Genomic DNA, 14,614 nt, shown 5'->3' on the forward strand with positions numbered 1-14,614 from the left:
CGTTCGTATGAGCGATTCTACGTTCGACGCCGACGGCATCACGCTCGAGCAAGTGCGTGAGTACGTCTGGGAAATTCCACAGGAGGGCGATATGCGCACCCCTGCACGAGTCCTGGCGAGTGAAGCGCTGCTCGAGGAGATCAAAGAGGACAAGACGCTCCAGCAGCTCAAAAACACGACCCACCTGCCGGGGATCACGAAACACGCGATCTGTATGCCCGACGGGCATCAGGGCTACGGCTTCCCGGTCGGCGGTGTCGGCGCGCTCGACGCCGAGAACGGCTGTATCTCGCCGGGAGCGGTCGGCTACGACATCAACTGTGGGGTCCGCATGATGAAGACGAACCTCACCTACGACGACCTCAAAGGCCGCGAGACGGAACTCGTCGACTCGCTGTTCGCGAACGTCCCCTCGGGGCTTGGCGGGGGCGGCATCGTCGAGTCCGGCGTCGACACCGTCGACGAAATCCTCGCGCGGGGCGTCGACTGGGCGCTCGAGAACAGCTACGCCGTCGAGGACGACCTGCGCCACTGTGAGGACGAGGGCACCCGCGAGGAGGCCGATCCGTCGAAGATCAGCCAGAAAGCGAAAGACCGCGGGAAAAACCAGATCGGTTCGCTGGGATCGGGGAACCACTTCCTCGAGGTCCAGCGCGTGACCGACGTCTTCCACGACGAGGTGGGGTCAGCCTACGGCCTCGAGAAAGATCAGATCGTCGTCCTGATCCACTGTGGCTCCCGTGGGCTGGGTCATCAGACGTGTAACGACTACCTGCGGAAGATCGAAAAACAGCATCAGGGCCTGCTGAACACGCTCCCGGATAAGGAACTCGCGGCCGCGCCCGCGGGTTCACAACTCGCCGAGGACTACTACGGCGCGATGAACGCGGCGATCAACTTCGCGTGGGTCAACCGTCAGCTGATCATGCATCGCACGCGCGAGGTCTTCGAGCGCGTCTTCGATCAGTCGTGGGAGGACATGGAGATGGACCTGCTGTACGACGTGGCCCACAACATCGCGAAAAAAGAGGTCCACGACGTTGATGGGGAAAAACGAGAACTCTACGTCCACCGCAAAGGAGCGACACGGGCGTTCCCGGCCGGCCACCCCGAGGTGCCAAAGGCCTACCGCGACGTCGGCCAGCCGGTGATTATTCCCGGCAGCATGGGCACTGGCAGCTACGTCCTCCGTGGTGGCGAGAACTCGATGGAGTTGACGTTTGGCTCGACCGCCCACGGCGCAGGACGGCTGATGAGTCGCACGCAGGCCAAAAGCGAGTACTGGGGTGGCGACGTGCAGGACGAACTCGAGGAACAGGACCAGATCTACGTCAAAGCCCAGTCCGGCGCGACGGTCGCCGAGGAAGCACCGGGCGTCTACAAAGACGTCGACGAAGTCGTCCGCATCTCCGACGAACTCGGTATCGGCGACAAGGTCGCCCGGACGTTCCCCGTCTGTAACATCAAGGGGTGAACGAAGCGATCTTGAGAGGGTGACTCGAGCGATTCGGTCGCCGACGGCTCACTTCAGTCGAAACGGATTCTCGTCCTCACCGTCGTCATCGTCGTCGCTTGCGTACGGTTTTCGTGCCGTGATCGTCACCGTTGCCTCTGGGTCGTCTTCGTCAGCCCATGGACTGTCGTAGGCCGAAATCTCGAGATCGGTGACGTCCCAGCCTTCGTCCTCGATGAGTTCTACGAGGCGACGCTGGTCCGCGAGCATGTCCTCGTCCATACGACCCCGTTCGAGCGGCCACAGGGTAGTTCTTGCGCTGTACTCGAGTAGACACGGCAGGGAAACGGTCGGCCGAGCACGTAACCAGAACAGGTTTCGAAACGACGAAACCACCCGGGGTGTTTAAGCGGATCCACCTGCTATCAGGTGGCATGCTCGCCGACGATTTCGGGCGCGAGGTAACCGGGGTCAGGGTTTCACTTACCGACCGGTGCAATTTCGACTGCGTCTACTGTCACAACGAGGGGTTAGGGGACACGCGCGGCCCGATGGACCCACAGGACGACGAGATGTCGACCGATGACGTCGTTCGGTTTCTCGAGGTCGCAGCCGAGTTCGACGTCGAGGCGGTCAAGTTTACCGGCGGCGAGCCGATGCTGCGCCAGGACTTAGAGGAGATCATCGAGCGAACACCTGACCAGATGGAGGTCTCGTTGACGACCAACGGCACGTTCCTCCCCGGCCGGGCCGAGGCACTCGTCGATGCCGGCTTAGAACGGGTCAACGTCTCACAGGACGCCCTCGATCCGAAAGACTTCGCCGAGATTACGAAAAGCGGCGCGTACGAGAAAGTCATCGAAGGCGTCGAGGCGGCGCTCGAGGCCGGACTCGATCCGGTCAAACTCAACATGGTCGTCTTCGAGCACACGGCGGGCTATGTCCCACAGATGGTTGACCACGTCGCCGAAAACGAGGGGCTACAGCTCCAGTTGATCGAGTACATGCCGGAACTGACGGGAAAGCCGGAGTGGAACGTCGATATCGAACGAGTCCACGGCTGGCTGGCCGAACAGGCCGACGAGATCGAACACCGCGAGATGCACGATCGGAAACGGTACTGGATCAGCAACGACGAGGGCGACGGACGCGGCATGGTCGAGATCGTCGACCCCGTCGAAAACCCGACGTTCTGTGCGAACTGCCACCGCGTTCGGGTGACCCATCAGGGGTTCTTGAAGGGCTGTCTCAACCGCAACGACGACCTCAAATCGATGGGCGAGATGACCAAACCCGAGATCCGCGAGGCGTTTCGCGAGGTCGTCGCCAACCGCGTCCCCTACTACGGCGAGTACATGATCCGAAACGGCGACGGCGAGTGGGAACTCAACGACGAGTACGTTGGGACGTACGCCGAAATCTGACGCTGCGCTCTGTTATCCGATCGGCGGCACGTGACGGCAACAGTCCGTACGGACTGTTCAATCTCGGCGAGACACTCGAATGAGACGGGGTCTCGTTGCAGCTATCTTTCGTTGCCCTTAAGTACCCGTCGCGGGTAGGTTCGGGTGCAATACGTGTAGGGGAGCGATCCCCGAGTCCGAGAGGGCGATGATAGAGACACGGTGTTGTGGTAGCCAAGCGGCCCAAGGCGCATGGTTGCTAACCATGTGGCGTCAAGCCTCCGGGGTTCGAATCCCCGCCACAACGTCGGATTCAGGTGACTGACGTTTCCGCCAGTCACATTTGCAACGCGCGCACAACAGACACAGATACACGACACATGAGCGAGGAAGAACCTCAAGACCAACAAGACGACGAAGACCTTCAGTACTTCGTCCGCATCGGGCAGACAGACCTCGATGGGACGAAGTCCGTCGAGCGCTCGCTCTCGGAGATGAACGGGATCGGTCGACGAACCGCCCGACTCATCGCCGATGAAGCGGATGTTGATCGAACAGCGACGTTCGGTCGACTCGACGACGACGTCATCAACAAGGTCGTTGAAATCGTAGAGAACTACGCTGGAAACGTTCCAGACTGGCTCAACAACCGCCAGTCGGACTTTTACTCCGGGGAGACCACCCACGAGATCGGTAACGATCTCCAGCTCACCCGCCAGCACGACATCAACCGGATGAAGATGATCGACTCCTACAAAGGAACGCGCCACAAGCGCGGTCAGAAGGTTCGCGGTCAGCGAACCAAGTCCACCGGTCGTACGGAGGGCACCATCGGAGTCAACGTCGAAGAAATCCGTGAAGAGCAGGCAGAAGAAGCTGCTGCCGAGGAGGGTGACGAATAATGCCGCTCGGAACCGATACCAAACAGTACGAGACGCCAAACCACCCATATCAGGGTGAGCGAATCGCTGCCGAGCACTCCCTGCTCGACCGCTACGGGCTGTCGAACAAAGAAGAGCTCTGGCGAGCACAGTCCGAGCTTCGCTCCTACCGACGCGAGGCTCGAGAACTGCTCGGTCAGGCCCAGGACGACGACGCCGTCATCCGCCGCTCCGAGGAGTTCCTCGGACGACTCAAGCGCGTCGGTGTGCTTGACGAAAGCGACGAACTCGGCGACGTGCTGAGCCTCGAGATCGAGGACGTCCTCGAGCGCCGTCTCCAGACGGTCGCCTACCGAAAGGGGCTGGCCAACACGCCACAGCAGGCACGACAGTTCATCATCCACGGGCACGTTACGGTCGGCGAGCAGCGCCACTGCATCCCATCGTACGTCGTCGACGTCGATGAGGAAGACCTCGTTGCGTTCGACGAGAACAGCCCACTCGCAGACGAACTCCACCCGGAACGGGCGGAGGGTCAATAACATGAGTCAGGACGACGAGAAATGGGGCGTAGCCCACGTACACGCATCGTTCAACAACACCGTCATGACCGTCACGGACCTCACAGGTGCGGAGACGATCACCAAGTCCTCCGGCGGGACGGCGGTCAAACAGAACCGCGACGAGGCGTCGCCGTACGCGGCCATGCAGATGGCCGAGTCCATCGCCGAAGAGGTCAAAGCAGCCGGCATCACGGGTCTGCACGTTCGCGTCCGTGGTCCGGGTGGCAACCTCCAGAAGTCGCCTGGTCCAGGCGCACAGGCAACGATCCGCGCACTCGCCCGCTCGGGCATCGAGATCGGACGCATCGAAGACGTCACGCCGATCCCACACGACGGATCGCGCGCACCGAAAGGCAAGGGCGGCTACTAGATCCATGACAGAAGACTACGACGTCGAGTTCGTCGAACACGAGGACCGATACGCACGGTTCCTCGTCCGCGGTGTCACACCCGCGTTCGCCAACGGGCTTCGTCGCGCGATGCTCGCCGACGTTCCAACGTTGGCCATCGACACCGTCCGGTTCATCGAGAACTCGTCGGTCATGTTCGACGAGCAACTCGCACTCCGACTCGGGCTCGTCCCACTGACGACCCCACCCGAAGCCGAGTTCGCCGAGGGCGACACCGTCACTCTCTCGATCGACGTCGAAGGACCAGCCACCGCCTACTCGGGCGATCTCGTCTCGAGCGACGATCTCGTACAACCTGCAGACGAGAACGTTCCGATCATCGACCTCAAGGACGACCAGCGCCTCGAGGCCGAGGCTGACGCCGTCTTCAACCGCGGCAAAAACCACGCGAAACATCAGGGCGCAGTCTCTGCAGGCTATCGACATCTCCAGCGTGTGGAGGTCGTCGACGACCTGCCGGAGTTCGAAGAGCAGGAGTCCCGAATCATCCGTGGTGTCATCGAAGCAGACGGTGAACTGATCCAGACCAGCGAGTTCGACCACGATCTGTCGAACCGCTATCCTGGCAAACAAGTCGAGATCGAGGACGTCCCGAACGCGTTCGTCTTCAACATCGAGACGGACGGCTCGTTCCCAGTCGACGAACTGGTCACACGAGCCGCCGACTCGATCGAAGCACGCGCGGCCGAACTCGAAGACGCAGTACAGCTCTAGAAGACGATGAACTGCCCCCAATCCCACTGTGAGTCCGCGTTCGCTGGCGCCGTGAGCGACGAGACCGGCACGCACTCACGACTTGGAATCGAAAGGGGTTTGAAGGGGCAACGGATAGGAAGAAGTGCAAGCAGGGATAGCCAAGTCAGGCCAACGGCGCAGCGTTCAGGGCGCTGTCTCGTAGGAGTCCGCAGGTTCAAATCCTGCTCCCTGCATCCACTTCTGTACCGTCGAACAACGTTCGGCAGCAGTTCGGTCACGACCGACCGAACGGGCTTCCGATCCGTTCGACAGCCAACCGATTCCACGATCGGTGAGACGCTTCCTCGTCTCGCCGATACGACCGACTTTGGAGGAAATCAATGAGTAGCAAGACTAATCCGAGGCTCAACGATCTTATCGCCGAGCTCAAGTCGACGTCCCGCGAGGCGGACGCCGATGTCTGGCGAGACGTTGCTGACCGACTCGAGAAGCCCCGGCGCACCCACGCAGAGGTGAACCTTGGCCGTATCGAGCGATACGCACGCGAAGAAGAGACTGTCGTCGTTCCCGGCAAAGTGCTGGGCTCCGGCGCCTTACAGAAAAACGTCACCGTCGCAGCGGTCGACTTCTCCTCGTCCGCCGAGACGAAGATCGACGCCGTCGGTGACACAGTACCGCTCGAGCAAGTGCTCGAAGAGAACCCACAGGGATCCAACGTGCGGGTGATTCGATGAGTATCGCAGAGTTCGACGCGGACGTCGTCGTCGACGCCCGTGACTGTATCCTTGGCCGCGTCGCCAGCGAAGTGTCCCAGCGCGCCCTCGACGGCGAGCGTGTCGCGATCGTCAACGCCGAAGACGCCGTGATCACCGGCGACAAAGAGGACATCTTCGACACCTACCGCACGCGCATCCAGCTCGGCTCCGACAGCGGGCCGTACTACCCACGCCGACCGGACACGATCTTTAAGCGCTCGGTCCGTGGGATGTTGCCCTACAAGAAGCCACGTGGCCGCGAGGCGTTCTCGAACGTCCGTGTCTACCTGGGCAACCCATACGAAGACGACGATGACCGCGAGTCCGAGATCCTCGAGGGCACGTCGCTGGACCGACTTTCGAACATCCGCTTCGTCCACCTGGGCGAAGTCTCCGAACAACTCGGTGCTAACGTCACATGGTAACGAACACGAGTGGAAAGAAAAAGACCGCCGTCGCTCGAGCGACCGTTCGCGAAGGCGAGGGTCGCGTTCGAATCAACTCCAAGCCAGTCGAACTGGTCGAGCCGGAAATGTCCCGCCTCAAGATGCTCGAGCCGTTCCGCATCGCCGGTGAGGACCTCCGCAGCGACATGGACATCGACGTTCGCGTCGAAGGTGGCGGTATCAGCGGTCAGGCAGACGCCGTCCGCACGGCTATCGCCCGCGGAATCGTCCAGCACTCCAACGACGCCGAACTCCGTGACGCGTTCATGGAGTTCGACCGCTCGCTGCTGGTCAACGACGTTCGCCAGTCCGAACCGAAGAAGTGGGGCGGCCCGGGCGCTCGGGCTCGCTACCAGAAGTCCTACCGCTAAGGTGATTCAATCATGATGGTACCGGTCCGGTGTTTCAGCTGTGGGACTGTCGTCGGCGAACACTGGGAGGAGTTCGACGAGCGCGCACAGGAGGGCGACGAGGACCCCGAAGAAGTCCTCGACGAACTCGGTGTCGACCGCTACTGCTGTCGGCGCATGCTCGTTAGCCATACGGACCTCGTCGACGTCGTCTCTCCATACCAGTAACATGCAACAGGAACGTCACAACCGCTACGAGAAAGCACGCATCCTCGGTGCACGAGCGCTGCAGATCTCTTACGGCGCGCCGGTGTTGGTCGAGACGAACCAGTCCGAACCGATCCTCATCGCCGCCGAGGAGTACGACGCTGGGGTCTTACCCTTTACCGTCAAGCGAGGGAAGCAATGACACTGATCACGGACGTTCGACTCCGACGCATCCTCGACTCGCGTGGCAACCCCACCGTCGAGGCAGACGTCATCACCGAAAGCGGTGGCTTCGGTCGTGCTGCAGCACCAAGCGGTGCCAGCACGGGTGAGTACGAAGCCGTCGAGCGACCACCATCCGAGGCGATCGCTGCGGCTCGAGAGCACGCCGTCTCCCGACTCGTCGGCGACGCCTACGCGGGCAACCAGCGAGAAGTGGATTCGATCCTCCACGCCGCCGACGGCACTGACGACTTCTCGAAGATCGGTGCAAACAGCGCCGTTGCGATCTCGATGGCTGCCGCGAAAGCCGGAGCTGATGTCCTCGGTGCGCCACTGTTCCAGCATCTGGGCGGTGCGTTCCGTGGAGAGAACTTCCCGGTGCCACTCGGCAACGTCGTTGGCGGTGGCGAACACGCCGCCGACGCGACCGACATTCAGGAGTTTTTGGTCGCACCCGTCGGCGCACCGAGCGTCGAAGACGCCGTCTTCGCCAACGCCGCCGTCCACAGCACCGTCGCTGACCTCCTCGAGGAACGCGACGTTCCGTGTGGGAAAGGCGACGAAGGCGCGTGGGCTCCATCGATCGACGACAGCGAAGCCTTCGAAATCGTCGACGAAGCGGTTTCGATGGTCGAAGACGATGTCGGATTCACCATCGGCTTCGGACTCGACGTCGCCGGTGCGGAGCTGTACGATGCCGACTCGGAAACCTACGAGTACAGCGATACGAGTCGCGACACCGACGAACAGATCGCCTACATCGCGGAGTTGGTCCGCGAGTACGACCTCGTCTACGTCGAGGACCCACTCGACGAGAACGATTACGACGCGTTCGCAGACCTCACCGACGAGGTCGGCGACCAGACACTGATCTGTGGTGACGACCTGTTCGTCACGAACACCGACCGTCTCGTCGACGGGATCGACCGCGGCGCGGCAAACAGCATCCTGATCAAGCCAAACCAGATCGGGACGCTAACTGACGCCTTCGACGCGATCGAACTCGCGACGCAGAACGGCTACGACTCCGTCATCTCCCACCGCTCGGGCGAGACCGAGGACACGACGATTGCACACCTCGCCGTCGCAACCGATGCACCCTTCATCAAGACGGGTGCCGTCGGCGGCGAGCGAACCGCCAAGCTCAACGAGCTCATCAGAATCGCAGACGACGCGACATGACAGACAACGACGCAACCCAGGAAGGGCTCGACGCTGCCGAAGACGAGATCGACGAGGAGCCAGCCGAAGGGGCTGGCCCTGCCGCCGATCCCGAGGACGACGTCGAGCCAGTTGACGAACAGCCCGCCGACGCCACCGAGGCCGACGCTGACGCAGAACCAGCCGATGAAGACGCGGGTCCAACCCTCGACGACGACGTGATGTCCGACGAGGAGGCCGACCTGCTCATCCCCGTCGAGGACTACCTCGGCGCTGGTGTCCACATCGGGACCCAGCAGAAGACCGACGACATGGAGCGGTTCATCCACCGCGTCCGAACCGACGGTCTCTACGTGCTCGACGTCTCGAAGACCGACGGCCGCATCCGCACGGCCGCGGACTTCCTGTCGAACTACGACCCAGAGCAGATTCTGGTCACCTCGAGTCGACAGTACGGTCGCTTCCCAGCGGAGAAGTTCGCCGAAGCCGTGGGCGCTCGCGCCCGCACCGGCCGCTTCATCCCCGGAACGCTGACCAACCCCAAGTACGCCGGCTACATCGAACCCGACGTACTCGTCGTCACGGACCCGATCGGTGACGCCCAAGCCGTCAAAGAGGCCATCACCGTCGGCATCCCCGTCATCGCAATGTGTGACTCGAACAACCAGGTCAGCAACGTCGACCTGGTCGTCCCGACGAACAACAAGGGTCGAAAGGCCCTTTCGGTCGTCTACTGGCTGCTCGCCAACGAAGTCCTCGACCGCCGTGGTGCCGAGCCATCGTACTCGCTCGAGGACTTCGAGAGCATGGTCTAAGCCGTTTCACTGCCGCTGTTCGTTTTTCTCGATGGCATCGACACCGCAAGCGATGAGCAAAGGAGTTACGTACGCATCGGACCAACGACCGGTATGCTCGATTCGGTATTCAAATTCGAAGAGGAGAAGATGCCGCTGCCAGTGATCGCCGCAACGGCGGCACTGATCGCGATATTCGCAGTCGGGATTCCGTATCGCATTCTCGTGGGACTGTTCTAACGACGCGTCGCGCTGACCACACCGTGACCTTGCACCGTTCGTCTCAGGTTTAAGTACGAAGACGAGTCCAACCCGGGCATGGATTCGGTGGCCTCGCTCGAGGTAGAGAACACACGGTACCACCCCTCACGTTTCGGAATTGGAGCGACGAACAGCACACGCGATGTCGGGTCGGGACCTCCCCCGGAGTTCACACCACTCGCCGAGCCATCCGCGAGCGGGGGTGTACTGACTGTCAGTAACTCCTCTACTGGGCCGATCGATGGCTAGAGCCCAAACCGAACCGCTCGCTGCGCTGGTCGCCGTGATGGCACTGCTGGCTGGTGTCGGGATCTACGCCGTCTCTCTCGGCAGCGTGTTTCCCGGAATGAGCGATCGTGCCGTCGAGGAGACGACAATCGATCGTCTCTGGGATGATCTCGAAGACGACGGCTCCGGCGTCTTTCCTGCCTACGAGTACACCACCGAGATGGATCGAGAGATGCGCGAGACACTCGATCAGGCGTCACTCCCAAACGGCAAGAACAGCTACATCGAAATCAGGGCGTACAAAGACGGCAAACCAACCGTCCTCGCGTCGGCACACTTCGATTCCGACGGTGACGATCTGCAAGCACGCCAACTGGAATCGACACATCCCGATTACGGTCCGCCTCGAGGGGCTGGCGAGTCGATAGAGACCGGGATCGCGACTCGGCCGATCTCGATCGAGGTAACGAAAGCCGACGTTCGCGGCGGCACACTGCACGTGGAGGTCTGGTGATCGTGAGTCGGCAATTCGACGCCGAACGCGGTGTCAGCACTGTCGTTGACGTTACCTTGGCACTGTTGCTGATCACTGCGAGCGTGCTGATCATCGGCACCTATCTGGCGACCGCTCCTGACGAGCGGGCGAGCAGCGCCGCCGAGCCGGATTCGACCGTCACAATCCATTCCACCAGCGATATCGACAGCCGATCGTCAGCCCGAATGACCGAGGTTCTGAGCACGTCGACGGTCACCGTCACGTACAGCCTCGAGGACGTTCGTGATGAAGACACGTTCTCCGAGCCAGTTATCACGAACGAGCAGACGTACACACGAACCGACCACGGCTCGCCACTCGGACTGCTTGCTGACGCTGCAGTGACGAACCACCAGCTCGATGGCGAGCCCGTGCTGGCCTACGGCGACGAGTATGAGGAGGCCGTCGACTGGGCGATTCGACAGACGCTCTTGGGTGTTGACCGGAGCGTCTACATCGTCGCCACATGGGAGCCCTACGACGGGGCTCGTATCAACGGCACGGCAACGGCTGGCGAGCACCCACCGCCAACCGCGGACGTCTCCAGCACGACGACGACCGTTCCCAGTGGGTTTTCGCCAGTCGACGAGGCCGAACTCGAGTCGAACTGGCTCGAAGCCGACGACTGGTGGGACGAGTGGCTCGATGACATGGCCGATAGCCATCCGGATATCGACGACTCGTCGGACATGCCAAGACTGGATGGGAGTGACAACAAGTCGTACGCGGCGGCCGGCACTGTTATTGGGTACGAAATCGTCGACGGCCTCTTCCCACCCGAACCGTCGCAGTACGCACTAGAAGACCAGGGCATCCAGCGAGCACTCAAAGTCTACCACTACCAGTCGATGGTCGAGACTATCGGTGACTTCTCGTTCCGAAGTGCGGAGACACACCGACCACTGGCTCGCTCGCACGCACGGGCCGACGAAGCAAACCACAAGGTGCTTGTCGGACAGGACGGCGGCTACGACGTGACCGACGCAGACGCACTTGCCGCATGGATTGCGGCGGATATTCCGCGCGCGTTCGCCGACGAATTCGACGAAATCGATGCCCACTACGACGGCGACGCGCGTGACGAGCGGAAAGCCGAGCTCGTCGCCAATGCAGTGGCGACCGAAGACGTGACGATCACGATCCAGACCTGGAACGAATGAGACGCACCCGACCACACACGGTTTCGATCGCTGACGACGACCGCGCACGGGTCCCCTTCGCCGTTATCGGCGTCTTGCTCCTCATGAGCTCCGTGCTGATCGTTGCAACACTCCAGACGAGAACTGCTCCAGAAATCGATCGTAGCACGGAGTTAGCGATCGACCGCGCCGAAGCGTACGCGATCAGTGAACTCCGTCATGTGACCGTCCGCACCACCGACGAGGTCGTCCGCTCACCCGTGACGACCGTTAATTCCGATCTGGACGGCGTTCTCGACGACGAAACCGCGCTCGAAGATCAAACACGGATCACGATTCTCGCCGAGGCGACCGCCACACTCGACGGCCGCCAACAGCACGTCGGACAGGGACAGACCGTCGAGGTGTCACTACCCGCGGTCGATGACTGGACCGATACAGATGACCTCGAGGCAGCGCTCGAGCACGTCACACTCGAGGAAGACGATGGCATCATGGATGTGACCGTTGAAGACGTCGAGTTCACCGTGAGAGACGAGGACGGAACTATCGAGACAGTCGTCTCACGCGACATCTCCGTTTCAGTGGGGACGACCATGATGGCACTCCACGAACGCGTGGACGCATACGAAACGCATCTGAACACGGGCATGCTCGAGGGCGTCGACCAGCGCGAGGGGTACGGCTACGATCTCGCAAAGCGGCTGTGGCCGCTCGTCTGGGGGAAAGCCTACTACGACCGATTGTTCGGCGATCCAGCGGATCGAGCGTTTGAGAACGTGACGCCAAACGATCATACCGAAGTGATGGCCAACGACGCACGGTTGGCGGCCCAACAGGAAGTCTTCGGCACGCAAGACGAGTACGGCAATCGCGTGATGGCAGGGCCTGTGGTCTGTATGGCCTATGACCTCTCGGATAGTGCACTCGACCTCGGAGAGACGTACGATTTCGATGCGATCGCCGACGATCTCCACCCCGACGAGAACGTCAGTACCGTCGATGAACTCTGTGCAGCGGGCGTCATCTCCCCGGACGGCGACCTACCGGATATGCCGACCGTCGAAGAGATCGTGCTGGGGATGCTCGAGAACGTCGACAAGAACGGGACGACACAGGGCCATCCGTTCGCTGATATGGCGATGTACGAGATGGAAGCCGGGCTTGGACAGGACGTCCTCGAAAGCGAGATGCGAACAGCGCTCAACGAGACAGATCGGTTCAATGAGGCGTATCTCGAGGATTATTATGGTGATAGTGAAAGAGTAGAATTCGATCAGGACGCAGATCCAGATGCGCTGGAGGATATTCAAGGAAACCTTGGAAGTCTCAGAGATGAAGCTATTCAAGAAATCGACAATACAGATTCCGTCATCGACGACGTCTATACGGTGAACGGGAAACTCGGAACCGTAAAAAACACTCCGTCGATGGATGGTCTCAGACACCCGCTTCCTCCCCTGCCAGAGGAATACGACGCCAGCAATCATACGGAAGTTGATCGCGTGTACCTGACGACCAATACCGATGTAGAGGGAAGTATCGACAAAGTCACCGAAGACAGCAGTCGTTCTGGTCTCGAGCAGTCACTCGTTTCAGTCGATGTCGAAGTCGAGATGAGATACGAGACCTATCGAGCGTGGAACAACACAACGACCAACTCTTCGGTCGATGTCTGGGAACACGACAACCGATATACGGATTTTACTGCCTCGTTCGAACTTGATGGTGAGTTTGCACCCGGTTTAGAGACCGATCCGAACAGTATTGAGCACGTGCTCGATCAGGGTGGTTCTCCAGATCCATACCTTGGGGGACCAACCAACTGGGAAGACGCCGCTGATGAAGTGACGAGAGCGTTCTTTGGACAGGACTTCGACAGCGACTCCGAGTTCGAACGGTGGCTGAGTGGCAGAGTCAATAATATTGAGTCGCGAAACGACTTCAGGGATGCTATCAACTACGACAGCAGCTTCGACGAGGATATTCAACTCTCGCCGCGTAACGAGGGGATGCTGCATACTTACATTGTCTGGGAGGATCTGTTCGAGATCCATAACGAGACGGTAACCGAAATTGAACCGGTTGAGGCGGAGGTCATGGAGATGCTAACGGCTGACGAGAGTCCGATACGGGAGATGGACGAGAGTATCGCGGAAATGGAAGCGAAGCACGTGGATGGCCGTGATGATTTCGAGAACGCACCGGATGTCGCTAGGATGGAGGCTCGGAAGGTGTACTTCGACAATATGTATAAGTACGTTGATAAACTTGCCAGTGAACACGAAAGAATGACGACTGGCGGCGGGAATCTCATAGACAGCCTCCTTGGCGGATTTCTAGACTCTGTCAATGAAATTATCAGTGGCCCAATGAACCTCGTCGACGAAATGTTGGGCGCCGGTGAAGAACTGCTTCAGGACGAAGATGATCCCGAAATCGACACTCCGGACGTACTGAACGATGTTCATGTCACTGTCGACGGCTCGCCGACGTATCACACCTCACAGGTGGCGGTCAACCAGACCGAAGTGCCGGCCGTCCGAGCGGCAGGCGATGGCCCGCTCGAGATCGACGATGAGATGAATTTCGCACCGATGGGTGCCGGGTATGAAAACGAGATTGGTCACCCGGGCTTTCCATTGATTCCATGGCCACCGCTGTTCTATCTACAGGTAGATGCGTGGCAAATCGAACTCGAAGGAGAGTACGCTCGCTTCGAAGTCGAGGCGACCAGCGGCGATCCATCGGTAACCGACTCGACGACGTACGTCCGTGAGGACAAGGCTGTCACGCTTGAAACACCAGATGGTGACGAGCTCGGGTTGGGATCAACCGATCCGATCAGCTATGAGAATACCCAGACGATTCTCGCTGTCGTTCCAGCACCGCAGTTTCTACCACAGGGTGCTCCAGGCGTCGGTGATAATCAACATGGTGGGAATGCACCCGGTGAGATGTGCTCGCCATTCTGGGACGACACTGGTCCCGATGCTGGGGTGAACAGTACACAACCAAGCAGAGAAAGCTGTTTATGACCCATTATAGCCACATAATATAAACAATCGGATAACAGCCCGGTGAATAATCTCTCCTCTAAATTAGTCAAT

At 60.3% G+C, this 14,614-nt stretch carries 18 protein-coding genes and 2 tRNA genes; 19 read left to right on the plus strand and 1 reads right to left on the minus strand.

Annotation, left to right across the window (positions count from 1 at the left end; genetic code table 11):
- Positions 1-7 precede the first annotated feature (7 nt).
- Positions 8-1,474, plus strand: a complete 1,467-nt coding sequence (locus C495_RS01860; RefSeq protein WP_008159489.1) for an RtcB family protein — start codon at positions 8-10, stop codon at positions 1,472-1,474.
- Positions 1,475-1,522: 48 nt separating this feature from the next.
- On the opposite strand, the gene C495_RS01865 is transcribed toward C495_RS01860, so the two are convergent.
- Entirely contained in the window at positions 1,523-1,735 is a 213-nt protein-coding gene (locus C495_RS01865) for a hypothetical protein (RefSeq protein ID WP_008159490.1), read from the minus strand.
- 152 nt (positions 1,736-1,887) lie between these two features.
- Here C495_RS01865 and moaA point away from each other — a divergent pair, with 152 nt between their 5' ends.
- The 18 genes from moaA to C495_RS01950 all read left to right on the plus strand — a co-directional run bounded on the left by moaA (position 1,888) and on the right by C495_RS01950 (position 14,542).
- The gene (moaA, locus tag C495_RS01870) at positions 1,888-2,877 is read left to right on the plus strand and encodes a GTP 3',8-cyclase MoaA (RefSeq protein WP_008159491.1); all 990 of its coding nucleotides are present in this window, start codon (positions 1,888-1,890) and stop codon (positions 2,875-2,877) included.
- Between the two features lie 203 nt (positions 2,878-3,080).
- Positions 3,081-3,163 (plus strand) — tRNA-Ser (locus tag C495_RS01875).
- A gap of 73 nt (positions 3,164-3,236) precedes the next feature.
- On the plus strand, positions 3,237-3,758 hold the full coding sequence (locus C495_RS01880) for a 30S ribosomal protein S13 (protein WP_008159492.1): 522 nt from the start codon (positions 3,237-3,239) through the stop codon (positions 3,756-3,758).
- A complete protein-coding gene (locus C495_RS01885; protein WP_008159493.1) occupies positions 3,758-4,279 on the plus strand; it encodes a 30S ribosomal protein S4 in 522 nt (173 codons plus the stop codon). Before C495_RS01880 ends, C495_RS01885 begins: the two co-directional genes overlap by 1 nt.
- A 1-nt stretch (position 4,280) precedes the next feature.
- Complete coding sequence (locus C495_RS01890) at positions 4,281-4,670, plus strand: 30S ribosomal protein S11 (protein WP_008159494.1); 390 nt, start codon at positions 4,281-4,283, stop codon at positions 4,668-4,670.
- A gap of 4 nt (positions 4,671-4,674) precedes the next feature.
- Entirely contained in the window at positions 4,675-5,424 is a 750-nt protein-coding gene (locus tag C495_RS01895; RefSeq protein WP_008159495.1) for a DNA-directed RNA polymerase subunit D, read from the plus strand.
- A 130-nt stretch (positions 5,425-5,554) separates the two neighbouring features.
- Positions 5,555-5,639: transfer RNA gene (locus tag C495_RS01900), tRNA-Leu, on the plus strand.
- Positions 5,640-5,786: 147 nt separating this feature from the next.
- Positions 5,787-6,140 carry a 50S ribosomal protein L18e gene (locus C495_RS01905; protein WP_008159497.1) on the plus strand — a complete coding sequence of 118 codons (354 nt, stop codon included), beginning with the start codon at positions 5,787-5,789 and terminating at the stop codon, positions 6,138-6,140.
- Positions 6,137-6,586, plus strand: a complete 450-nt coding sequence (locus C495_RS01910; protein ID WP_008159498.1) for a 50S ribosomal protein L13 — start codon at positions 6,137-6,139, stop codon at positions 6,584-6,586. Before C495_RS01905 ends, C495_RS01910 begins: the two co-directional genes overlap by 4 nt.
- On the plus strand, positions 6,580-6,978 hold the full coding sequence (locus tag C495_RS01915) for a 30S ribosomal protein S9 (protein WP_008159499.1): 399 nt from the start codon (positions 6,580-6,582) through the stop codon (positions 6,976-6,978). The genes C495_RS01910 and C495_RS01915 overlap by 7 nt, the downstream gene beginning before the upstream one ends.
- 12 nt (positions 6,979-6,990) lie before the next feature.
- Positions 6,991-7,185 (plus strand): DNA-directed RNA polymerase subunit N, encoded by a 195-nt coding sequence (locus C495_RS01920; RefSeq protein WP_008159500.1) that lies wholly within the window; start codon positions 6,991-6,993, stop codon positions 7,183-7,185.
- 1 nt (position 7,186) lies between these two features.
- On the plus strand, positions 7,187-7,366 hold the full coding sequence (locus tag C495_RS01925) for a DNA-directed RNA polymerase subunit K (protein ID WP_008159502.1): 180 nt from the start codon (positions 7,187-7,189) through the stop codon (positions 7,364-7,366).
- Entirely contained in the window at positions 7,363-8,568 is a 1,206-nt protein-coding gene (gene eno, locus C495_RS01930; protein ID WP_008159503.1) for a phosphopyruvate hydratase, read from the plus strand. The genes C495_RS01925 and eno overlap by 4 nt, the downstream gene beginning before the upstream one ends.
- The gene (gene rpsB / locus C495_RS01935) at positions 8,565-9,362 is read left to right on the plus strand and encodes a 30S ribosomal protein S2 (protein WP_008159504.1); all 798 of its coding nucleotides are present in this window, start codon (positions 8,565-8,567) and stop codon (positions 9,360-9,362) included. The genes eno and rpsB overlap by 4 nt, the downstream gene beginning before the upstream one ends.
- 93 nt (positions 9,363-9,455) lie before the next feature.
- A complete protein-coding gene (locus C495_RS18455; protein ID WP_008159508.1) occupies positions 9,456-9,581 on the plus strand; it encodes a hypothetical protein in 126 nt (41 codons plus the stop codon).
- 262 nt (positions 9,582-9,843) lie between these two features.
- Entirely contained in the window at positions 9,844-10,344 is a 501-nt protein-coding gene (locus C495_RS01940) for a DUF7285 family protein (protein WP_008159511.1), read from the plus strand.
- Between the two features lie 2 nt (positions 10,345-10,346).
- The gene (locus C495_RS01945) at positions 10,347-11,525 is read left to right on the plus strand and encodes a DUF7284 family protein (RefSeq protein ID WP_241430573.1); all 1,179 of its coding nucleotides are present in this window, start codon (positions 10,347-10,349) and stop codon (positions 11,523-11,525) included.
- A complete protein-coding gene (locus tag C495_RS01950) occupies positions 11,522-14,542 on the plus strand; it encodes a DUF7286 family protein (protein ID WP_008159513.1) in 3,021 nt (1,006 codons plus the stop codon). Before C495_RS01945 ends, C495_RS01950 begins: the two co-directional genes overlap by 4 nt.
- Positions 14,543-14,614: the final 72 nt, after the last annotated feature.

It is taken from the genome of Natronorubrum sulfidifaciens JCM 14089 (assembly GCF_000337735.1).
GTDB classification, from domain to species: domain Archaea; phylum Halobacteriota; class Halobacteria; order Halobacteriales; family Natrialbaceae; genus Natronorubrum; species Natronorubrum sulfidifaciens.

Bases quoted from the DNA above. Each gene is read 5' to 3' on its own strand.
- C495_RS01860 (WP_008159489.1), top strand. From the start codon at position 8: ATGAGCGATTCTACGTTCGACGCCGACGGCATCACGCTCGAGCAAGTG.
- C495_RS01865 (WP_008159490.1), bottom strand. From the start codon at position 1,735: ATGGACGAGGACATGCTCGCGGACCAGCGTCGCCTCGTAGAACTCATC.
- moaA (WP_008159491.1), top strand. From the start codon at position 1,888: ATGCTCGCCGACGATTTCGGGCGCGAGGTAACCGGGGTCAGGGTTTCA.
- C495_RS01880 (WP_008159492.1), top strand. From the start codon at position 3,237: ATGAGCGAGGAAGAACCTCAAGACCAACAAGACGACGAAGACCTTCAG.
- C495_RS01885 (WP_008159493.1), top strand. From the start codon at position 3,758: ATGCCGCTCGGAACCGATACCAAACAGTACGAGACGCCAAACCACCCA.
- C495_RS01890 (WP_008159494.1), top strand. From the start codon at position 4,281: ATGAGTCAGGACGACGAGAAATGGGGCGTAGCCCACGTACACGCATCG.
- C495_RS01895 (WP_008159495.1), top strand. From the start codon at position 4,675: ATGACAGAAGACTACGACGTCGAGTTCGTCGAACACGAGGACCGATAC.
- C495_RS01905 (WP_008159497.1), top strand. From the start codon at position 5,787: ATGAGTAGCAAGACTAATCCGAGGCTCAACGATCTTATCGCCGAGCTC.
- C495_RS01910 (WP_008159498.1), top strand. From the start codon at position 6,137: ATGAGTATCGCAGAGTTCGACGCGGACGTCGTCGTCGACGCCCGTGAC.
- C495_RS01915 (WP_008159499.1), top strand. From the start codon at position 6,580: ATGGTAACGAACACGAGTGGAAAGAAAAAGACCGCCGTCGCTCGAGCG.
- C495_RS01920 (WP_008159500.1), top strand. From the start codon at position 6,991: ATGATGGTACCGGTCCGGTGTTTCAGCTGTGGGACTGTCGTCGGCGAA.
- C495_RS01925 (WP_008159502.1), top strand. From the start codon at position 7,187: ATGCAACAGGAACGTCACAACCGCTACGAGAAAGCACGCATCCTCGGT.
- eno (WP_008159503.1), top strand. From the start codon at position 7,363: ATGACACTGATCACGGACGTTCGACTCCGACGCATCCTCGACTCGCGT.
- rpsB (WP_008159504.1), top strand. From the start codon at position 8,565: ATGACAGACAACGACGCAACCCAGGAAGGGCTCGACGCTGCCGAAGAC.
- C495_RS18455 (WP_008159508.1), top strand. From the start codon at position 9,456: ATGCTCGATTCGGTATTCAAATTCGAAGAGGAGAAGATGCCGCTGCCA.
- C495_RS01940 (WP_008159511.1), top strand. From the start codon at position 9,844: ATGGCTAGAGCCCAAACCGAACCGCTCGCTGCGCTGGTCGCCGTGATG.
- C495_RS01950 (WP_008159513.1), top strand. From the start codon at position 11,522: ATGAGACGCACCCGACCACACACGGTTTCGATCGCTGACGACGACCGC.